The sequence below is a fragment of the Sphingomonas sp. AOB5 genome (assembly GCF_029433115.1).
Lineage (GTDB): Bacteria > Pseudomonadota > Alphaproteobacteria > Sphingomonadales > Sphingomonadaceae > Sphingomonas.
Genome location: NZ_JARNTV010000031.1, coordinates 21988 through 40817 on the forward strand (window position 1 = coordinate 21988; position 18830 = coordinate 40817).

Consider the following 18830-nt stretch of genomic DNA (forward strand, 5'->3'; position numbering starts at 1 on the left):
CCGGCCTCATCGCAGGCCGTAATGGTCCGCCACCCGATCGAGCGCGATGCCCAGCACCAGCTTGCCCGCCCGCGCCGGCCAGCCCAGCGCTTTCTCCGCAACCGGCAGGCCTTCGCAGGCGCAGACCACCCGCCACAATATGTCCACCAGTCTAGGCCCGGCCGCCGCGATCGCCGCATCGAACCGCCGCTTCGCCGCGATCTGCGCCAATGTCGGATCGAGCGCTTCCGGCGCGCCGCGCGATCGGGGACCCGCGTCCCAATGCATCGTCACCCGCGGGCCAAGCGCCGCGGTCTCGTAATCTGCGCGGAGCCGCTCGCCAGCCTCGAATTGCCGCGCATCGACATGCCCCCGCGCGCGCAGCCAGCCGAGTGGCGACTCGGCCAGGTTCACCGTCACGCGCCGCGATCCGCGCGGACCGCTTCCCGATACGATCCGTCCGCCTTCGATTTCCCGTTCCGCCAGTTCGCGCATCGCATCCTCCTGCAGTTTTCCGAGTCGCGAACGGGTTGCCACACAGGCAAATCTGTAGGACAGAGAAAAAACCAAAAAGGTTAGGAGCGGCCCGTCATGATCACCGCCATCCGCGAAGTGCGCCGTGCCAAGGGACTGACCCTCGACGATGTCGCCCGCCGCTGCGTACCGCCCACCACCGCCCAGACGATCGGCCGCCTCGAGACCGGCACGCGCACCGTATCGGTCGCCTGGCTCAATCGTATCGCCGATGCGCTGGAAGTCGATGCCGCGCATCTGGTGAAACTGCCCGAACGGCCGGATATTCCGGTGGCGGCCTTGCTAGACGGCAGCGGAGCACAGGCACCGCGCCGCGAGGCCAATGTCGCGCCACCGCGTGCTGCGCCCGGCATGGTGGCGATCGCCGTCTCGGGCGGGATCGGCGACTATCGCGCGGGCGACGAGATCTGGTGCGAGCGACTCGCGCCCGATGCGTTCGCCACCGCGATGAACCGGGACGTGCTGGTTCCCCGCCCCGCCGGCCGTTTCCTGTTCGGCCGCCTGATCGGGCGCGAAGGCAGCGGTGAGAATGGTGGCAAGCTGCACCTGCTCCCACTCGGCGCCGGCACCCGCCAGCAGGTCGTGACCGACCCTGCCTGGATCGCCTGCGCGGTCCGTCTGGTGCGACCGCTTTAAAGGCTTTTTCAGAAAGACGGCACCAGCCCGCTCCCCCACCCGGCCACCCTTTCAGCATACTCTGTGGGAGGCCGGGTGGGGGAGCGGGCTGGTGCCGATTCAGCATCGCTGAAAACGACTTTAGACGCTTGCTCCCGCGCGCAAACAGGCGCATTCGGACAGGACAATCAGGAGGGGTAACTGATGCGCTACAAGATCGCTGCCTTCGCCGCCGCCGCCTTCCTTGCGGCCGCTCCCGCGCTTGCCGAGGATTGGGATTTCATCCTGATCAACAACAGCGGCAAGTCGATCAAGACGTTCGAGATTTCGGCCGCTGGCGCCGCGAAGTGGGAACCCAACAAGGTCGATCCCGAGATCAAGCGCGATGCCGAGGTCAAGAATGGCGGCCGCACCACGATCCATTTCGACAAGGGCGATGGCTGCAAATACGATCTGAAGGCGACCTTCTCGGACGACACGTCGCTGGTGTGGACCAATATCAACGTGTGCGACAACGCCTATGTGACGATCAAGCTCAACGCCGCGGGCGCGCCGGTCTTCACCTCGAACTGAGATCCGCTGGATGATGGTGGGCGCTGACGGGCTCGAACCGCCGACCCTCTCGGTGTAAACGAGATGCTCTACCAACTGAGCTAAGCGCCCATCCAGCCGGAAGCAGGGCTTTTACGGCGGTTTGCGCGCCCGTCAATGACGGGTTCGCACCGCCGGTTTCCTGGAGCAGGCCGGTGCCGCATCCGCGTAAGCGGATCAACCCTAGATAATCGCCAGCCCCTGCCGCTTCACCGCAGCGATATAGCCGCGCATTCCCGCCATGCCCTTCGCGCTCAGCCCGACATAGGCCCTCCGCCGGTCGCTCGGATCGGCATGGCGCTCGAACAGGCCCGCATCGTGCAGCGTGCCGATCCAGCGAAGCGCGGTGGTGGGCGGCACGGCGGCGGCGATGCACAGGCTCGATACCGAGACCTGCCGCTTCTCCAGCTCGGCGGCATAGAGATCGAGCAGCATGTCCCAGGCGGGATCGGCGAACAGCTCGCTGTCGAAATATTGCGCGCGCAGCCGGCGCGAGCGGATCGTCGCGCGGATTTCCTGCGCGCTCGCGTCGGTCTGGTCGGCGCTGTCCGGGCCGCGATACTCATTCCCCCGGTCGCGCACGCCGCCGCGCCGCGACACTTCCTCTTCCTCGCGGGTGAGCCGCGCCAGCGTGTCGGCGATCCGCGCCACCTCGTCGTTCAGCCGCCGCAGCCGCGCCGCTTCGGCTTCGGTCTCGCGGTGCCCTTCGTGCAACTGGTCGCCCTTCGCCGCCGCCTTGGCCAGCATCAGCGCACCGACACGATCCGCCATGCCCGGCGCGCACAGCAATTGCACATGGCGGCCCATCAGGTGTGCGGCGGCGATGTCGATCTGTGCCTCTCCGATCGCAGCCACCACCCGGCATTCCCGCTCGCGCGCCACAGCGTCGACCCGCGCCAGCACCGTGTCGAGCAAAGCCTCCGGCGCACCTGCCGCTTCGACCAGGATCAGGTCGATCGTCGCCCGGCCCGCCAGCGCGGCCGCCGCACCCTCGAAACCGGTTTCACCGCCCGCGCGCACGCCCGATAGCGCCAGCGCCTCGCGCCCCAGCCGCAACCCTTCGTCATCGCCTGCAATCACCAGCGCGACAGGTTCGCCGCTCTCATAGGCGGATCGCGCCGCCCCCATCATCTGCACATGCGCCATTCACTTCTCAGTTCGTCTTCTGTTCCGGAATGCCGCAAGGCTCCGCAACGCTTGAGTCCGAGTTCCTCCATTTCGGAGGTTATGGTGCGACCCGCCCGTAGCGGGAGTACAGAATGCTCCGTTCCGGTTTATTCGAAGATTTCCGCGGTACGCTGCACATCGTCTTCGGTGACTTCACCGCGTTCGTAGAGCAGCTCACGCGCCGCTGTGGCGCTCGCGCCCGAAGACAGCGCCATGGTGATCGTCTGCGCCAGCGCGCTCAGCAGGACCATCAGCACCATCATCGGCGTCGACATCGAAATCGTGCGCAGTGCCTGCGCTTCCTCGACCTGTTTCAGCGCCTCGGGATTGCCCATCGCCTGCATCAGTTCGGAGAAATAGGGCCCGACGAACGGCAGAGTGAACGCGGCATAGATCACGATGCTGACCAGCCAGATCACCAGATATGCCGCGAACAGCGTCCAGAAGCGGCCGCTCGTCAGCTCCCACGAACCATCGATCACGATCTTCCGGCGCAGCAGGGTGAGCGGCAGGACGAGCGACAGGCGAACCCACAGGAACACCAGACCTGCGACCAGCGCGAGATAGAGAAGCACCACCACGCCCATCGCCATGCCCGGCGAGCCCGAGAACGCAGCGGCGAATCCGGCCGCGACGAAACCGAGAAGCAGCACGAGGATGAACGCGCCGATACCGCCGACGATGACCAGAATCAGAAACAGCCCGAAGATCCGCAGCTCGTCCATGCCCAGCCGCAGATAGCCGAACGCGGACTCGCTCGGCCGCAGCACCGCGCGATAACTGGCGTTCAACAGCGCCAGCGTGACCAGTCCGGCCAGCAGGCTCATGCCGATCCCGATAAAGCCCAATGCGCTCGGGTCCGGAACGCCCAGCGTGTCGATCTGGGCGTTCATCATCCGGATCAGCATGAGCTGGGTCGCCAGCGCCACGACGAACTGCACCACGAACCAGATGGCTACCGCCACCGGCCGATCGCGGATCAGTCCGAAGCCGCCGCCGATAATCGATCCCACGCTAGCCATGCCATCCCCCTCCGGCTTGCCACCCGGGGAATAGTGCGCGGAAACGCCGCGATTAGTCCAGCGACTTCACGATCTCTTCGACCATCTTCTTGGCGTCCGCCAGCAACATCATGGTGTTGTCGGCATAGAAGACGTCGTTGTCGACGCCGGCATAGCCAACGCCGCCCATGCTGCGCTTGATGAACAGCACCGTCTTGGCCTTGCCCACATCGAACACCGGCATGCCATAGATGGGCGAGGACTTGTCGGTCTTGGCCGCGGGATTGACCACGTCATTGGCACCGATGATGAACGCCACGTCAGTCTGCGCGAACTCGGAGTTGATGTCCTCCAGTTCGAACACCTCGTCATAGGGCACGTTCGCTTCGGCCAGCAGCACGTTCATATGCCCCGGCATGCGCCCGGCGACCGGATGGATGGCGTATTTCACGCGGACGCCATGTTCCTTCAGCTTGTCGCCCATTTCGCGCAGCACGTGCTGTGCCTGGGCGACAGCCATGCCGTAACCGGGAACGATGATGACCTGTTCGGCCTGCTGCATCAGGAAGGCGGCATCCTCGGCGCTGCCCCGCTTCCACGGCCGCTGTTCCTTCGCTTCACCCGATCCGCCGCCGCTGTCGCCGCCGAAACCGCCCGCGATCACGCTGATGAAGCTGCGATTCATCGCGCGGCACATGATGTAGCTCAGGATCGCGCCCGACGAGCCGACCAGCGCGCCGGTGATGATCATCGCGCTGTTGTGCAGCGTGAAGCCCATCGCCGCCGCCGCCCAGCCCGAATAGCTGTTCAGCATCGACACGACGACCGGCATGTCCGCGCCGCCGATCGGGATGATCAGCAAGAAGCCGATCAGGAAGCTGAGGCCCGTCACGGTCCAGAACACCCAGGGGCTCTGGTCGGTCACGAAATAGGCGATCAGGCCCAGGATCGCGGCCAGCGTGCCCAGATTGATGATGTGGCGCCCCGGCAGCATGATCGGCTTGCCGCTCATGTTTCCGTTGAGCTTCAGGAACGCGATCACCGATCCGGAGAAGGTGATCGCGCCGATCGCGATGCCCAGCCCCATCTCGATCCGGCTGACGGCCAGGATCTCGCCCGCCGCATCGGTGATGCCGAACGGAACCGGATTGAGGAATGCCGCTGCCGCCACCAGCACCGCGGCCATGCCGACAAGGCTGTGGAACGCCGCCACCAGCTGCGGCATCGCAGTCATCGAGATCATCCGCGCGATCACGAAGCCGATCAGGCCGCCGATCGCTACCGCACCGCCAACCTCGGCCCAGCTGAACGGCATCGTCCAGTTGGGCACCGGGTGTGTATAGAGCGTCACGCCGACCGCCAGCAGCATGCCCAGCATGCCGTAACGATTGCCCGCGCGGCTGGTCGACGGGCTCGAAAGCCCGCGCAGCGCGAGGATGAAACAGATGCCGGAGACCAGATAGGCCAGCGCCACCCACGGATTTACGGGAGCCACCTCATGCATTGTCCGCGCTCCCCCTTACTTCGTCTTTTTCTTGTACATGGCGAGCATCCGCGCAGTGACCGCGAAGCCACCAAAGATGTTCACGCTGGCAAATGCCACCGCGACCAGTCCCAGCCATTTCGAGACTTCGCCCTGCACGCCGATCGCCGGCGCCACGCTGGCGATCAGCGCGCCGACGATAATCACCGACGAGATCGCGTTGGTCACCGCCATCAACGGCGTGTGCAGCGCCGGGGTGACCGACCAGACGACATAATAGCCGACGAAGCAGGCCAGCACGAAGATCGACAGGATCGAGATGAAGTCCATGGCCTATTCTCCGGTCTTCTTCGGCGCAGCGGCGGGTGCCGCGGCGGCCGGCGCGGTAAGGGGCGGCAGACCTGCAGCGCGGCCCTCGACCCGGGTGATCAGATATTCGAGATCGCGATCATAGCGCCGGCGGCTGTTGCAGGTGCTCATGTCGACCTTCGGCTTGAAGCTGGTCGGGATCGCCGATCCGAACGCCGCACGGAACCGTTCGGTGAGTGCCGCCACCCGCGGCGCGGATCGATCGACCATCTCCTTCTTGCGTTCCTCGCTGCCGCGCTCGCACTTCATCAGCGTGGCCTGTGCCAGCGCGATCTGGCCGAGATCGTCGCGCGCATGCTCGGCGGTATAGGCCGATTGCGCGGGTGCCATGACGGCCAGCAATGCGATCGAAATGAAGTTCATGACTGTGCGCGCCCCCTTTGCGCAATCAATACAGGATGATCGGCTTGGCTTCGAACGGTGCGTCCATGCTGATCCGCACCGATTTCTCCCCCACCCGTTCATGCACGGTGAATTTGCCGCCCATCGTCGCGAACGATGCCGGACCCGATCCGCTGCTCGCCCGCGGCCGCTCGTCGCTCAGGCAGTAGCGCGGCCCATATTGGCCGACGCAAACCTCGAACCGCTCGACGTCCGGCCCGCTGGGTCCGACATAGGTCAGGAACAGCGTCGGCGCGTCCTTCGTCTCGACCGGATCGCGCTTCTCGTATCGCGCGGGCACGATCTCGAGCAGCTTGGCGGGAATCCGGCCGCGGCCATAGAGAAAGTCGGGCACATCGTTGGTGATGCGGAAATAGCCTTCCACCTTGCCGTCGCCATCGGCGTCGACCAGGCACATGAAGCGCACCGTCCCGGCCCAGACGACCGATCCCGCGCCCGCCATCTTGGGCGGCTTCAGCGTACAGGCGACGAAGACCGGCGATTCAAGCCGCGCCAGATGCACACCGGCCTCGAGCACCGGCCGCCCGTCGGGCGCACGGAGCTCTTCGCTGGTCGCATAGAGTTCGCGCGGCAGCAGGCGGGTCCTGCTCACGACATCGCCCTTGGCGACGAGCTTCGGCGCGCCGTCATCGGCCTGCGGTTCGGCAATCCAGGTGAGGAGATAGCGCGGCCGTTCCTGCGCTGCGGCTGCCTGCCCGGTCAGCAACAGCATGGATGCTGCCGAGACGGCCGCACGGATCAACCGAGCAGCCTCGCGTTCACGACCTTGCCATCCTTCGTCAGCCGCACCGCGTCGCCGATCTCCTCGTCGAGCACGACCTTGCCGCCTTCCTTGTCCCAGAAGGCCGAGAGGAAGTTGAACAGATTGCGCGAGAACAGCGCCGACGCGTCCGCGGCGAGTCGTCCGGCGACATTCTTGTGGCCCACGATCTTCACGCCATGCTTCTCGACGACTTCGCCTGCGACCGCGCCTTCGACATTGCCGCCGCTTTCGACCGCGAGATCGACGATCACGCTGCCCGGCCGCATCGTCGCGATCTGTGCATCGCTGATCAGCCGCGGCGCGGGGCGCCCGGGGATCAGTGCGGTGGTGATCACGATATCCTGCTTGGCAATATGCGACGATACCAGTTCGGCCTGGGCCTTCTGATATTCCTCGCTCATCTCGGTGGCATAGCCGCCCGAGCCTTCGCCTTCGATCCCCGCGACATTCTCGACGAAGATCGGCTTGGCGCCGAGCGACTGGATCTGCTCCTTGGTCGCCGAACGCACGTCGGTCGCCGAGACCTGTGCGCCGAGGCGCCGCGCGGTCGCAATCGCCTGCAGCCCCGCAACGCCCACGCCCATCACGAAGACCTTAGCGGCGGAGACGGTGCCGGCCGCGGTCATCATCATCGGAAAGGCCCGGCCATATTCGGCGGCAGCGTCGAGCACCGCCTTGTATCCGGCCAGGTTCGACTGGGACGAGAGGATGTCCATCGACTGCGCGCGGGTGATTCGCGGCATGAACTCCATCGCCAGCGCCTCGGCGCCCAGCGCGGCATAGTCGTCCACGCGTGCGCGATCGCCGAACGGATTGAGGCCCGCGACGATCCATGCGCCGGACTTCAGCCCGCCTAGGCTCTTCGGATCGGGACCCTGCACGCCCAGCAGGATGTCGGCATCCTTGATCGCTGCCGCCCGGTCGGTGACCGTCGCGCCCGCTGCGGCATAGCCCGCATCGTCGAACGACGCGGCATCGCCCGCACCTGCCTCGACCGCGACCTCGGCGCCGAGCGCGACGAACTTCTTCACCGTCTCGGCCGTGGCCGAAACGCGTCGTTCACCGGTGGCGCCCTCCTTGAGGACGGCGATCTTCACTTACTTGGCGATCAGAACGACGACGAGCGCACCCACCGCGAAACACGCCACGGTGCCCCAGGTCATCATCGAGACGAACCCGTTGAACGTCTGCGTGTGCGTCTTGATCTCATGCGTCGCGTTGCTGTCGTCGGCCATGTGATCGTCCCCTCATGTTTGTTGGAGACTTCCCTAACGACGCACGCGGCCAGCCTCAAGAGCGAGCGGCCAAGAGTTTGTTTCAGCAGGGCTGAAACGGCTACGGCGCCGGCCCGCACCCCCACCCGGCCGCCCATAGAATATACTTCCGTTGGGCGGTCGGGTGGGGGTGCGGGTCGGCACCGCTTCAGCGCAGCGCGAAGACGCCAAATTCAGGCTTAAGCTGACCTTTACCCATTCTGATTATCCCTGATGCGCTGAAACGAGACAGTGGGGACGGAAAAGGCGCGATGACGCGAAACGGGCAACGCCTACTGATGCTGATCGACGATGAGCCGGCCCAACGCCGTCTCGTCGCGGCGATCGCTGCGCGCCGCGGCTGGCGCACCGTTTTCGCCAATGAAGGCGAAGTGGCCATCGCCACGCTCGGCACGCCGGATGGCATGGCGCTCGATGCGGTGATCCTCGATCATTCGTCGCCAGATGCCGATGCTTCGGAGCTGATTGCCGAGCTGCGCATGCGCCGCCCGCAACTGCCGATCCTGATGCTCACCGCCAATGGCTCGGTCGCTGCCGCCGTTTCGGCGATGCGCGCCGGCGCCACCGATTTTCTGGTCAAGCCGCTCGCATCGGAACGCCTGCTCGCCGCGCTAGAAGCCGCGGTCGGCGGCAAGACCTCGGGCGAACTCCGTCCGCTCACCGAAAAGCTCTCCGCGCCGCTGGCGTTCGACGAGATCGTGGGTTCCGCACCGCAGTTCCGCGCTGCGCTCGCCATCGCCGCCAAGGCAGCCCGTGCCCGGGTTCCGGTGCTGATCGAAGGCGAATCGGGCGTTGGCAAGGAAGTGGTCGCGGAAGCGATCCACGCCGCCTCCCCGCGCAACCGCAAGGATATCGTCGCGGTCAATTGCGGCGCGATCCCCGCCAACCTCGTCGAATCCGAGCTGTTCGGGCACGAGAAAGGTGCCTTTACCGGCGCGTTCGAACGCAAGATCGGCCGGTTTCAGGAAGCCGATGGCGGCACCTTGTTCCTCGACGAAGTCGGCGAAATGCCGCTCGAGGCGCAAGTGAAGCTGCTCCGCGTGCTCCAGTCGGGTGAGATCCAGCCGATCGGCGCGCGCCATCCCAAGGAAGTGGATGTCCGCGTGATCGCGGCGACCAACAAGACCCTTCTCGCCGAAGTCGAGGCAGGCCGCTTCCGCGAGGACCTCTATTACCGGCTCAACGTCGTACAGGTGACGATCCCGCCGCTGCGCGAGCGTACCGGCGATATTCCGGGTCTCGCCCGCCACTTGCTCGGCCGCATCGCCGAACAGCCGGGCCTTCGCCCGCTGGGCATCACCGACGATGCGCTCGCGCTGCTCGGCACCTATGACTGGCCGGGCAATGTCCGCCAGCTTCAGAACGCGCTGTTCCGCGCCGCGGTGCTCTGCGACGGTGACGGCCTGACGCGTGCCGATTTCCCGCAGATCGCCCAGCTCGCGCTCGGCAAGCCCGCGGGACAGGGCGCCGGATCGCAATCCTCGGGCAATGCCGGGGTCACCTTGTTCCGCCCGGACGGCAATCTGCGCGCGCTGGACGAGATCGAAGCCGATGTCATCCGCCTCGCCATCGGCCATTATCGCGGCCGCATGACCGAAGTCGCCCGCCGCCTCGGCATCGGCCGCTCGACGCTCTACCGCAAGCTGGGCGAACTGGGGATCGACCAGAGCGCGGCCTGATCCCGGCCCGCCATGTAGCTTATTCTAAGGTCCGCACGACTTCATACAGGCCGGGATGCGCGTCGCCGAAATCGCGATTGCGCCCGATCATGCCCGTCGCCTTCAGCCGTTCGATCACGGCCAATGCCGCATCCAGGCTGTCGCTCTGCGCATAGTTGACCACCCGCGTGCCATCGAGGCTGCGGTGCAGGCTGGCCGATCGCCAGCCCGGTACTTCGCGCGCGACTGCGACGCCGCGCGCAAGCTGTTCGATCATCGCTGCCTGCCCGCCTTCGGGCACAGTGAACAGGTTGATCTGGGTAACGACGCCAGTGGCGCTCAGGATGATGGGCACAGGTCTTCTCCTCGCGTTGCGGCCTGACGAGGAGCGATCTTCTCCGCGCGCAGGCCATTGCCTGCCGCGGGTGCCCGCGCGGTGCGGGAACGGAGCCTTCCGCTTCTGGAAGGGGCCGGGCTTACCGGTTGCCGGCCGAGGTCCTTTTCGACGGCTCGTTAACTAGCAGCCGGCTCAGCGCACCGCCACCAGTTTCGCCGAGGCGATGTGCCAGCGCGTCTTCGCCACCGGCGCGCCTGTGCCCTCGACCACACGGTGCAGCGTATAGCGGCCGCGGAAATGCTGGCGCGTGCCGTTCTTCAGCGTGGCATAGACATCCACCGGCACATCGATCCAGCGCTGGCTCATCCCCGCATCACCATTGACCGGGGTGCCCGTCACCACCCGGCTGCGCGCAGTCGCGGCAAAGCCCTGACGGAACGCGGCATAGCTCTTGCCGCTCGCCGCGCCGTTCCCGTCCCATGTCTGATAGGCGGCGCGGAAATCGCCCCGGTCGATGGCCGCATAATAGCGCTCGACGGTCTGCTTCGCCGCCGCCGGGCTGCCGACCGACTGCAATGGCGCCGCCGAGACTAGCGCAGGCGCGCCCAGCAGAGCGATCAGGACGGAAACACGCATGGCAGCACCTCTCTCATGGTCTCGCCCGACGAACGCCTGCCCCGATATGCCGGTTCCGGCTCACCCGAACAGCCACAGGCCCATGATCCGGCTCGGCAGGAAGGCAAAGGCGCCGGGGATCAGCAGCCCGCCGAGATACAAGGTGATCAGCATCCGGCGGTGCCGGTCGATCCGTCCGGCCCGCGCAGCGGCGATCGCGCGCACCATCCCGACGATGGTCAGCGGCACGAACAGGTGGATGAAGCTGAACCCGCCATGGTTGATGTGCCGGATGAAGATCGCCGAAAGCGCGGTGACCAGCATCATCAGCATCCAGATCTTGCCCAGCATCCGGTGCCGCGCATCGCCCTTGCGCGTCAGCATCACATAAAGGCCGAGCGGCACCGCCGGGATCACCGTCGCGACATGGACGATCACCGCCAGATCCTTCGCCTGGGGAATCGACGGGGCGAGACCAGCAAAGGCGCGGCCCAGCGCGATAGCGGCGGCGATGGTCATCGCCCCACCGCCCGCAATCATCGCAGCGCGGATGGCCGGGGAAAGGTCGTTCGGGCGGATGGTCGTGGCGGTCATGGGGCAGGCTCCGATTGGGTGTCGGAGCCAGACTGGCGCGGGCCGGATCGCCCGCAATCGCGCCTTCGCGGAGCGCGCGATTATCGCGCCAATGGTGTGTTTCTCCGGGGCTTTGCCATTTCGCGCTTCGCCAATCGGCGCTAGTCACCGCGCCATGGGGCAAGGGCCATGTTGAGCGCACGCAAGCTGATCGTCGATTCGGCGGCAATGGCCGCGATCGGCGTGCTGGTCGCGCTGCTCGGCCCCTTCGGCACCTTTGCGCTGCCGTTCGAACTGCGGCTGGTCTATTGGCTGGCGCTCGGTTTCGCGGGCTATTTCCTTTACATGCCCGCCTGCCGATGGGCGACGCGACTGGCCCCGCGGCTCGACCTGCCCGAACCCGCGCTGTGGATACCGGCCTGCCTGATCGCAACGCTGCCGATGAGCGTCGTCGTATGGCTGGTCAATTCGCTGGGTGGCACGTTGCGCTGGCCATCGCCCGGCGTCGCAGTGGTGCATTATTTCAACGTGCTGGTGATGGGCGCGATCGTCTGCGCGGTGTTCTGGATAACGCAACGCAGCCGGGCCGCGGCGCGCCCGCCCGCCGATCCACCAGAGCCAGCATCGCTACCGGAGCCGCCCGCACCGCGCCCGCTGTTCCTCGATCGCCTGCCCCCGCATCTCGGCCGCGACCTGATCGCGCTGGAGATGGAGGACCATTATGTCCGCGCGCATACATCGCTCGGCTCGGCACTGATCCTGATGCGCATCCGCGACGCGGTTGCCGAACTGGAGGGGATCGAAGGCGCGCAGGTCCATCGCAGCTGGTGGGTCGCACGCAGCGCCGTGGTCCGCGATCGCCGCGACGGCCGTAGCTACCGGCTCGTGCTGACCAACGACACCGAGGCACCCGTCGCCCGCGATCGCGTGGCCGAACTTCGCGAGGCCGGCTGGCTGGGTTCCTAGCGCCCGACCAGCGCCTGATCGCGCATCCCGCGCCACACGCGCAGCGCCTGGGCGGTCTCGAACACATCGTGCACCCGCAATATCTGCGCGCCGAGTTCCGCGCCCTTCAGCGCCAGCGCCAGCGATCCGCCCAGCCGATCCGCCGCCTTCGCTTCGTTGCTCAGCGCCCCCACGATCCGCTTGCGGCTGGCGCCCAGCAGCACCGGGCACCCGATCCCGTGGAACAGCGCCAGCCCGTTGAGCAGCGCCAGATTATCCGACAGCGACTTGCCGAAGCCGATGCCCGGATCGATCACGATCTTCGCCCGGTCCACCCCCGCCGCGACCACCGCCTCGACTCGCCGTTCCAGCCAGTCATAGGTCTCGATCAGCACGTCCGAGTAAGTGCCGCCCAGCACCCCGCCATGCGCACCCTTTTTCGGATCGGGCGAGTGCATCAGCACCACCGGGCAGCCGGCCTTCACCACCACCTCGAGCGCGCGGTCGTCCCACAGCAGCGCCGCGACGTCGTTGACGATATGCGCGCCGGCCGCCAGCGCCGCTTCCATCACCCCGGCCTTGCGCGTGTCGATCGATACCGCAGCGCCGCTGCGCGCCAGCCGCTCGACGACGGGCACCACGCGCTTGATCTCCTCGCCTTCCCACACGGTCTCGGCGCCCGGCCGCGTCGATTCGCCGCCGACATCGACGATTGCAGCCCCGGCCACGCCCATATCGACGCCCGCCGCTGCCGCGCCCTCGGCATTCCCGACATGCGCGCCACCATCGGAGAAGCTGTCGGGCGTCATGTTGAGGATGCCCATCACCAGCGGCTGGTCCATCCGCAGCACCCGCTCGCCCAGTGTCAGCGCCGCGCGCGGGGCAGAAATCCGCGCTGCAATCGCCTGCAACCGCGGGTCATCGGGCAGGTCGGCAACGGGAATAGTCCGCTGAAGGACACGCTTGCCGCCCTCGACCGCGATCAGCTCATACGCCGCGAACCAGATCAGCCCACCCGCCAGCCGCGCCGCTTCGCCATCGCGCCCGATCGGCGTGTCGGCGAACTGGACGGGTCGCAGATAGAGTTTGGCCGATGCGGGAAGGTCGAAGGGCATACCGCCCTATGCGTTAAGGCTGCGTCGCCAGCAAATAGGTCTGGCGAATGTCGTCGATCGGCTTCAGCCCGTCCGCGGCTTCATAGTGCCAGAAGGTCCAGCCATTGCACGACGGCGCACCCTGCAAGGTCGCGCCCAGCTTGTGGATCGAACCCACCAGTTCGCCCGAACGCAGCGACCCGTCCGCGGCTACGGTCACGCGGAACTTGCGCTTCGCATCCATCAGCACCGTGCCCGGCGCGATATAGTCATTCTCGACCAGCGCGCCGAACGCCACCCGCGGCGCGCCCTTGGGTGCCTGCATCGTGCGCAGCGCCGATTCGTCGAGCGGCAGCGCGGCGTTGATCCGCTCCCATGCCGCATCGACATAGACATTCTCGCGCTCGATCCCGATCCAGCGCCGGCCCAGACGCTTGGCCACTGCGCCGGTTGTGCCCGTGCCGAAGAACGGATCGAGCACCACATCGCCCGGCTGGGTGCTGGCCAGCAGCACGCGGTACAGCAGTGCCTCGGGCTTCTGCGTCGGATGCACCTTCACGCCGTTCGCCTTCAGCCGCTCCGGCCCGCCGCAGATCGGGAATTCCCAATCCGAACGCATCTGAAGCTCGTCGTTGAGCGTCTTCATCGTGCGATAGTTGAACGTGTAGCGCGCCTTTTCGCCCATCGACGCCCAGATCATGGTCTCGTGCGCGTTGGTGAAGCGGGTGCCCTTGAAATTGGGCATCGGATTGGCCTTGCGCCAGATGATGTCGTTGAGGATCCAGAAGCCCAGATCCTGGATCGCCGAGCCGACCTTGAAGATGTTGTGATAGCTGCCGATCACCCAGATCGTGCCATCGTCCTTCAGGATGCGCCGCGCCTCGGCCAGCCAGGCGCGCGTGAACTGCTCATAGACGCTCAGGCTGGCGAACTTGTCCCAATCGTTGGTCACAGCGTCGACATGGCTGCCATCGGGACGCGCCAGATCGCCGCCCAGCTGGAGATTATAGGGGGGATCGGCGAAGATGCAGTCGATCGACTTCGCCGGAAGCGAGCGCATCGCCTCGATGCAATCCTGCATCAGGATCGTGTCGAGCGGCAGCACCGCTGCCTGTTCGACGCTCGCAACCGCCTTGCGGCCGCGCGTGCCGACCTTCTCCAATACGCCCATGATTAACTGTCCCCTTGCCCGGAATTCCCGGTTTCGCGTTGGTTACGGCGCTTCGTCAAGGAAACATTGGTTAACGAAAAAGCTCGCTAAATCGTTAACCATGCAGAACATTTTGGCACCCTCCAGATATTGAGTCCCAAAGTTATCCACAGGCGCAACGGGTGGGGGGTGTGGCGCGAAAGACTCACTGGCGGGGCGATGCGATTATGCTAGTCGGGCGTATACAGAGATTGGGGTCCGTCATGTCGATCATCTTGCCGCTGCTGCTCACTCTCGTCGCACAGGATGCCGACAAGCTCGCCGCGCCGGTGGCTGCGGAAGGCGCTGCGATTCTCTACGCACCGTCGCGCTCGCTCAGGTCCGCCACGGCTGCGGCAGAGACCGGCCTGCCCGCCACGCCGGTGACGCTACGCTTCCAGTGCCTCGTCGATGACGGCGCCGGTATCCCGCAAAGCTGCCTGCTGCTCGATGGCGCCGCTCAGCCGGCCGCGCGCCGCACCGAATATGATCGCCGCCTCGCCGCACAGACACTGACGCCCGCCGCGCGCGTCGCGCTGGCCCGCATCCGCTTCACCCGCACCCGCCCGAGCGGTTCGCACGCGCCCGCCGGAGCCACGCCGGTCCTCGTACCGATGATCTTCACCGAAACGGTCAGCACCGGCGACGTGCTGGTGCCCGGCGCGCCCGCGGGTGTGATTGCCTCGGGCGACATGGAGATGCTCGAGCGTCCCACCGCCGAACTGCTGACCAGCTATTATCCCACGCTGGCGCTCAAGGATAATGTCGAGGTCCGGATGAAGGCGCTGTGCCGCATCGGCCCCGATCGCAAGCTGTTCTGCCGCGACGCAGAACCGACCGCACCCGATTCGAAGCTGACCCCGGAACTGACCCTGCAGTTCGAGCTGGCCACCTATCAGGTACTCGACGGCATCCGCCTCGAGCCGCTCAGCAAGAAGGGCGATCCGGTGGTGGGCCGCGATGTCGAGGTGCGGATTGCGTTCGTGCTGCCGGAGTAAGGCTGACGACACTGCGGTCGTGATCGACTGCATCTGAAGAACGTTGCACGGCGGGAACGCACCTCGTGCACAACGCGCGCCCGGTCACTTCTCCTGAAGGCGAGGCCCGGATTTCGCGGCTACCGGCTATTGCCCGGTATCGATCTCGTGGACGACTTCCTCTTCGCCCTCCGACGCCACGGCGCGGGTCACGATCTCTTCATAGGCTTGCCGATGGGCCGAGCCGCGCCACAGGATCGCGAAGTCGCCCTTATAATCGGCAACCGAGACCAGGGCGTCGATCATCGCATCGGCGGCATTCGCGCCAAGTGCAGCGGTGGCAGTTTCCTTCGCCAAAGCGACGATCCTTGCCAGTCGCACGAATCGCGACCGTTCCGGGCGATGCGCGATCAGGTCGGGTAGATCCGCACCGGGGACCGAGCCACGCCGGACGATTCCGGAAAAGCCTGTTTCGTCAAGTTCGATCGGAAATTGATCGGGCAGCATTTTCGCTCCCTGTCTCCCGCGCCGCCAACACCGCAGGCATGGCGAGCGCCGATTGCCGTGAGACGTCGCTCGCCGCTTCGAAAGCACACAAAGAAAAAGGGAGGCCGGTCGCCCGGCCTCCCCAATTCTGTTCAGTCCCTGTGCGGAACCGGATGGGCTTAGTTGCCCGAACCCGGACCGTACATGACTTCCACGCGGCGGTTCTGCAGTTCGCGAACGCCGTCGGCAGTGGCAACGCGCGGCTGGCTTTCGCCGAACGCTTCGGTGCCGATCACGCCGCCCGGGATACCGCGCGAGGTGAGGTAGCCCTTCACCGCGTCTGCACGACGCTGCGAGAGGCCGACGTTGTAGCTCGCCGAACCCGAACGGTCAGCGTGACCTGCCAGCATCACCGAAGCGTTGCCGCAGTTCTGGTAGTTGCTGATCGCGTTATCCAGGATGCCAGCGGCTTCCGGAGTGATGTCCGACTTATCCCAGTCGAAGAACACGATGTACGGTCCCGGGGTGCAACGCACGACTTCCGGGGTCGGCGTCGGCTCGGGAGTCGGCGTCCAGGTCGGGGTCGGGGTCGGTTCCGGGGTCGGTTCCGGCGTCGGGGCCGGAGCCGGCGCGCCGAAGTTGAAGGTCAGACCGCCGAGGATCGAGTGCGACCGGAAGCGGCCCTCGAAGTTACGGCCGGTGATGTCCACCAGGCGGAAATCGTCGGCGTTGAAGAAGCGATACTTCAGCGTGACATCGATCGAGTCGGTCAGCGGAGCGCGGATGCCCGCAATCGCCTGCCAGGCGAAGACCGTGTCCGAGTCGTCGAGGAAGTCGCGACGGGTGTTCAGGCCGATGTTCGTGTCGATGCGAGCAACGCCGACACCGCCGCCGATGAAGCCGCTGAGGGTCTCATCATCGCCGAAGTCCAGCATGCCGTTGACCATGAACGACAGCGCCGAGATCGAACCACCGGCAACCGGATACGAACCGGCAGGTGCGTTCTGCAGCTGGCCCGGCGGGTTCGGGTTGACGACCGGGGTCGTCAGCGTCGAGCGCCAGCCCGTGACGTTGGCTTCACGATAACCGACTTCGGCTTCCAGACGGAAACCACCAAAGTCGTAACCGACAGTGGCATCCACATCCCAGCCAGCGCGCAGGTCCGCAGAAGCGGCCTTCGGAACGGCACCGATATCGAAGTTGACATCTTCGACCAGCATCGCGCCACCTTCGACACCCACGTACCACGCATCGTCGCGGGCGAGAGCAGGCGTGCTAAGCGCGGTGGTCGCAAGTGCCAGAGTGACGGCAAGCTTCCGCATCATAATCCCCTTTCAGTGTTGTCACTACGGACAGCGCAAACTCACTACCGAAACGAAGGTTTCCACGCAAGCGCACAAATCAGGGAACTGTTGCCGGAACAGCACAGTTTATCCGCTATCGACCAAGCCATGTTCCCGAAGCGCAAGGAGAATCGCCGAAATCGCGGTTCGCGCCTCGCTGTCCACGGTCGCCCCGCCGGCCGGGTTTTCGATCGCATCCGCACGCGGGCCGACAACCTGCTCGCCGTCCACGATCAACCGCCCATGCGCCCGCCCGAAAACCCATTCCCCCTCCGTAAACAGGGCGAATCCACCGTCTTCCACCACCCATGCGCGCAGGCCCTCGAACGGGTCGAGGAAACGCCATCCGCCCGCGGTCCAGCCTGCCACGGCATGCGCCCGCCCGGCCCAGTCGCCCGCCGGCTCCGCACCGACGATCCATGCGTCGCCAAAGGCTGGTTCGGACGGCGAAATATTCGTTCCGGAGGCGATAACGGCGCATTGCGCGGCCAGATCGAGGCGGGCCAGCGCTTCATTATGATACATCTCCTTCTGCGCCTGCCCCGGCTGGAGCAGCGGCAGCGCAAGTCGCGACGTCAACATGTCGGTCATGATTCTCTTTCTCCAGATTAATCCAGCGCTGGCAAAAACATGGCGGCCGAAGCGGAGAGACCGAGCGAGCCGATCTGGCGGATCGTCACCCATGCGCCATCCGCGCGATCGGCCCCGGGCACGGCTATCCAGGGTTCCCCGGTTTCCACGATCCGCGCGATCCCGCCCACCGGCGCGATCGTGACGCTGTAGCGCTCGCTTTCCTCGCCCAGCGGGGCGTCGATTCCATCGATCCAGCGCCACCCCGACCTGCTGCGCCGCACCCAGCGGACTCGGGTCACCCCTTCGGGTTCGGCGATGGCGGAAAGATGCACCGGCCCCGGCGGCACGACCGAAAGCCCGGTGATCGCCGCCTGCGCCTCCGCGGCTTCGTCATCGCCCGCGCCCTCGGCAAGGATTCGCGCCGTTACGCCCATCGCTTCGCCGGGCAACTCGGTCATCGTCAGCGTTGCTGCATTCACCAGCACGAATCGATCCGCTGCGACCTGCAGCCCGGCTGCCGATTCGGTCCCGCGCCGCCCACGCCACAGCTCGCTCAACCGCCACCGATTCGCACCGAGCGATTCGGCCCGGGCGAACTGGATCAGCTCATCCCCGACCATCGCCAGATTCGCCCCGGCATCCATCGCCGCCGAATCGGCATCGCCCAACACCATGCCGTCATGCGCCAACTCGACCTCGATCATATTGACCCGGTCGACCAGCGCGGAGCCCCCTGCACCGGGCGCCACCAGAATCTCCCCCAACACCGCCGGCGCCGCAGTCCCGCCGATCTGCGTCCAGCGCGCGCCATCGTCCACGCTCAGCAGCAGCGCGGCGCGGCGCCATCCCGGCGCAGTGCCCG

Annotated in this window: 22 protein-coding genes, 1 tRNA gene and 1 pseudogene; 5 read left to right on the plus strand and 19 right to left on the minus strand. The window is 66.1% G+C overall.

Annotation, left to right across the window (positions count from 1 at the left end; translation table 11 throughout):
- Positions 1-6: 6 nt before the first annotated feature.
- The gene (locus P1X14_RS13755; RefSeq protein WP_277315954.1) at positions 7-474 is read right to left on the minus strand and encodes a DUF6456 domain-containing protein; all 468 of its coding nucleotides are present in this window, start codon (positions 472-474) and stop codon (positions 7-9) included.
- Positions 475-570: 96 nt separating this feature from the next.
- Here P1X14_RS13755 and P1X14_RS13760 point away from each other — a divergent pair, with 96 nt between their 5' ends.
- Both P1X14_RS13760 and P1X14_RS13765 read left to right on the plus strand, forming a co-directional pair.
- Positions 571-1149, plus strand: coding sequence for a helix-turn-helix transcriptional regulator (locus P1X14_RS13760; protein ID WP_277315955.1), 579 nt, complete (start codon positions 571-573; stop codon positions 1147-1149).
- Positions 1150-1332: 183 nt separating this feature from the next.
- Complete coding sequence (locus P1X14_RS13765; protein ID WP_277315956.1) at positions 1333-1701, plus strand: hypothetical protein; 369 nt, start codon at positions 1333-1335, stop codon at positions 1699-1701.
- 14 nt (positions 1702-1715) lie between these two features.
- Here P1X14_RS13765 and P1X14_RS13770 read toward each other — a convergent pair.
- From P1X14_RS13770 to P1X14_RS13810, 9 genes are all read right to left on the minus strand, one after another.
- A tRNA-Val gene (locus P1X14_RS13770) sits at positions 1716-1791 on the minus strand.
- 111 nt (positions 1792-1902) lie between these two features.
- The gene (locus tag P1X14_RS13775) at positions 1903-2865 is read right to left on the minus strand and encodes a winged helix DNA-binding protein (protein ID WP_277315957.1); all 963 of its coding nucleotides are present in this window, start codon (positions 2863-2865) and stop codon (positions 1903-1905) included.
- Positions 2866-2993: 128 nt separating this feature from the next.
- Positions 2994-3908, minus strand: a complete 915-nt coding sequence (locus tag P1X14_RS13780; RefSeq protein ID WP_277315958.1) for a hypothetical protein — start codon at positions 3906-3908, stop codon at positions 2994-2996.
- A 52-nt stretch (positions 3909-3960) separates the two neighbouring features.
- On the minus strand, positions 3961-5391 hold the full coding sequence (locus P1X14_RS13785) for an NAD(P)(+) transhydrogenase (Re/Si-specific) subunit beta (protein WP_277315959.1): 1431 nt from the start codon (positions 5389-5391) through the stop codon (positions 3961-3963).
- Positions 5392-5406: 15 nt separating this feature from the next.
- Positions 5407-5700 (minus strand): proton-translocating transhydrogenase family protein, encoded by a 294-nt coding sequence (locus P1X14_RS13790; RefSeq protein WP_277315960.1) that lies wholly within the window; start codon positions 5698-5700, stop codon positions 5407-5409.
- 3 nt (positions 5701-5703) lie between these two features.
- Positions 5704-6102, minus strand: a complete 399-nt coding sequence (locus tag P1X14_RS13795) for a hypothetical protein (RefSeq protein ID WP_277315961.1) — start codon at positions 6100-6102, stop codon at positions 5704-5706.
- 25 nt (positions 6103-6127) lie between these two features.
- Entirely contained in the window at positions 6128-6853 is a 726-nt protein-coding gene (locus P1X14_RS13800) for a hypothetical protein (protein ID WP_277315962.1), read from the minus strand.
- Between the two features lie 26 nt (positions 6854-6879).
- Positions 6880-8001, minus strand: a complete 1122-nt coding sequence (locus P1X14_RS13805; protein ID WP_277315963.1) for an NAD(P) transhydrogenase subunit alpha — start codon at positions 7999-8001, stop codon at positions 6880-6882.
- The gene (locus P1X14_RS13810; protein ID WP_277315964.1) at positions 8002-8139 is read right to left on the minus strand and encodes an aa3-type cytochrome c oxidase subunit IV; all 138 of its coding nucleotides are present in this window, start codon (positions 8137-8139) and stop codon (positions 8002-8004) included. It abuts the gene before it with no gap.
- Between the two features lie 290 nt (positions 8140-8429).
- On the opposite strand from P1X14_RS13810, the gene P1X14_RS13815 reads away from it, so the two are divergent.
- Positions 8430-9857 carry a sigma-54 dependent transcriptional regulator gene (locus P1X14_RS13815; RefSeq protein ID WP_277315965.1) on the plus strand — a complete coding sequence of 476 codons (1428 nt, stop codon included), beginning with the start codon at positions 8430-8432 and terminating at the stop codon, positions 9855-9857.
- 19 nt (positions 9858-9876) lie between these two features.
- Here P1X14_RS13815 and P1X14_RS13820 read toward each other — a convergent pair whose 3' ends face one another.
- From P1X14_RS13820 to P1X14_RS13830, 3 genes are all read right to left on the minus strand, one after another.
- Entirely contained in the window at positions 9877-10191 is a 315-nt protein-coding gene (locus P1X14_RS13820; protein ID WP_277315966.1) for an antibiotic biosynthesis monooxygenase family protein, read from the minus strand.
- Positions 10192-10365: 174 nt separating this feature from the next.
- On the minus strand, positions 10366-10809 hold the full coding sequence (locus P1X14_RS13825; protein ID WP_277315967.1) for a hypothetical protein: 444 nt from the start codon (positions 10807-10809) through the stop codon (positions 10366-10368).
- Between the two features lie 60 nt (positions 10810-10869).
- Entirely contained in the window at positions 10870-11382 is a 513-nt protein-coding gene (locus tag P1X14_RS13830; RefSeq protein ID WP_277315968.1) for a DUF2306 domain-containing protein, read from the minus strand.
- 168 nt (positions 11383-11550) lie between these two features.
- Between P1X14_RS13830 and P1X14_RS13835 the strand changes: the two genes are divergently transcribed.
- Complete coding sequence (locus P1X14_RS13835; protein ID WP_277315969.1) at positions 11551-12327, plus strand: LytTR family DNA-binding domain-containing protein; 777 nt, start codon at positions 11551-11553, stop codon at positions 12325-12327.
- On the opposite strand, the gene folP is transcribed toward P1X14_RS13835, so the two are convergent.
- Together folP and P1X14_RS13845 are read right to left on the minus strand one after the other, a co-directional pair.
- Entirely contained in the window at positions 12324-13421 is a 1098-nt protein-coding gene (folP, locus tag P1X14_RS13840) for a dihydropteroate synthase (RefSeq protein ID WP_277315970.1), read from the minus strand. The two genes, P1X14_RS13835 and folP, sit on opposite strands and share 4 nt — an antisense overlap.
- A 13-nt stretch (positions 13422-13434) precedes the next feature.
- On the minus strand, positions 13435-14571 hold the full coding sequence (locus P1X14_RS13845; protein ID WP_277315971.1) for a site-specific DNA-methyltransferase: 1137 nt from the start codon (positions 14569-14571) through the stop codon (positions 13435-13437).
- Positions 14572-14813: 242 nt separating this feature from the next.
- Here P1X14_RS13845 and P1X14_RS13850 point away from each other — a divergent pair, with 242 nt between their 5' ends.
- Positions 14814-15587 carry a hypothetical protein gene (locus tag P1X14_RS13850; protein WP_277315972.1) on the plus strand — a complete coding sequence of 258 codons (774 nt, stop codon included), beginning with the start codon at positions 14814-14816 and terminating at the stop codon, positions 15585-15587.
- A gap of 126 nt (positions 15588-15713) precedes the next feature.
- On the opposite strand, the gene P1X14_RS13855 is transcribed toward P1X14_RS13850, so the two are convergent.
- The 4 genes and pseudogenes from P1X14_RS13855 to P1X14_RS13870 form a co-directional block, all read right to left on the minus strand.
- Positions 15714-15947, minus strand: coding sequence for a hypothetical protein (locus P1X14_RS13855; RefSeq protein ID WP_277315973.1), 234 nt, complete (start codon positions 15945-15947; stop codon positions 15714-15716).
- Between the two features lie 284 nt (positions 15948-16231).
- Positions 16232-17374, minus strand: a complete 1143-nt coding sequence (locus P1X14_RS13860) for an OmpA family protein (protein ID WP_277315974.1) — start codon at positions 17372-17374, stop codon at positions 16232-16234.
- A gap of 108 nt (positions 17375-17482) precedes the next feature.
- Positions 17483-18079 (minus strand): DUF2793 domain-containing protein, encoded by a 597-nt coding sequence (locus P1X14_RS13865; protein ID WP_346770458.1) that lies wholly within the window; start codon positions 18077-18079, stop codon positions 17483-17485.
- Positions 18004-18830 (minus strand): annotated as a pseudogene (locus P1X14_RS13870) (hypothetical protein); the annotation flags it as partial. The pseudogene P1X14_RS13870 and the gene P1X14_RS13865, both read right to left, overlap by 76 nt.

Bases quoted from the DNA above. Each gene is read 5' to 3' on its own strand.
- P1X14_RS13755 (WP_277315954.1), bottom strand. From the start codon at position 474: ATGCGCGAACTGGCGGAACGGGAAATCGAAGGCGGACGGATCGTATCG.
- P1X14_RS13760 (WP_277315955.1), top strand. From the start codon at position 571: ATGATCACCGCCATCCGCGAAGTGCGCCGTGCCAAGGGACTGACCCTC.
- P1X14_RS13765 (WP_277315956.1), top strand. From the start codon at position 1,333: ATGCGCTACAAGATCGCTGCCTTCGCCGCCGCCGCCTTCCTTGCGGCC.
- P1X14_RS13775 (WP_277315957.1), bottom strand. From the start codon at position 2,865: ATGGCGCATGTGCAGATGATGGGGGCGGCGCGATCCGCCTATGAGAGC.
- P1X14_RS13780 (WP_277315958.1), bottom strand. From the start codon at position 3,908: ATGGCTAGCGTGGGATCGATTATCGGCGGCGGCTTCGGACTGATCCGC.
- P1X14_RS13785 (WP_277315959.1), bottom strand. From the start codon at position 5,391: ATGCATGAGGTGGCTCCCGTAAATCCGTGGGTGGCGCTGGCCTATCTG.
- P1X14_RS13790 (WP_277315960.1), bottom strand. From the start codon at position 5,700: ATGGACTTCATCTCGATCCTGTCGATCTTCGTGCTGGCCTGCTTCGTC.
- P1X14_RS13795 (WP_277315961.1), bottom strand. From the start codon at position 6,102: ATGAACTTCATTTCGATCGCATTGCTGGCCGTCATGGCACCCGCGCAA.
- P1X14_RS13800 (WP_277315962.1), bottom strand. From the start codon at position 6,853: ATGCTGTTGCTGACCGGGCAGGCAGCCGCAGCGCAGGAACGGCCGCGC.
- P1X14_RS13810 (WP_277315964.1), bottom strand. From the start codon at position 8,139: ATGGCCGACGACAGCAACGCGACGCATGAGATCAAGACGCACACGCAG.
- P1X14_RS13815 (WP_277315965.1), top strand. From the start codon at position 8,430: ATGACGCGAAACGGGCAACGCCTACTGATGCTGATCGACGATGAGCCG.
- P1X14_RS13825 (WP_277315967.1), bottom strand. From the start codon at position 10,809: ATGCGTGTTTCCGTCCTGATCGCTCTGCTGGGCGCGCCTGCGCTAGTC.
- P1X14_RS13830 (WP_277315968.1), bottom strand. From the start codon at position 11,382: ATGACCGCCACGACCATCCGCCCGAACGACCTTTCCCCGGCCATCCGC.
- P1X14_RS13835 (WP_277315969.1), top strand. From the start codon at position 11,551: ATGTTGAGCGCACGCAAGCTGATCGTCGATTCGGCGGCAATGGCCGCG.
- folP (WP_277315970.1), bottom strand. From the start codon at position 13,421: ATGCCCTTCGACCTTCCCGCATCGGCCAAACTCTATCTGCGACCCGTC.
- P1X14_RS13845 (WP_277315971.1), bottom strand. From the start codon at position 14,571: ATGGGCGTATTGGAGAAGGTCGGCACGCGCGGCCGCAAGGCGGTTGCG.
- P1X14_RS13850 (WP_277315972.1), top strand. From the start codon at position 14,814: ATGTCGATCATCTTGCCGCTGCTGCTCACTCTCGTCGCACAGGATGCC.
- P1X14_RS13860 (WP_277315974.1), bottom strand. From the start codon at position 17,374: ATGCGGAAGCTTGCCGTCACTCTGGCACTTGCGACCACCGCGCTTAGC.
- P1X14_RS13865 (WP_346770458.1), bottom strand. From the start codon at position 18,079: ATGGGTGACGATCCGCCAGATCGGCTCGCTCGGTCTCTCCGCTTCGGC.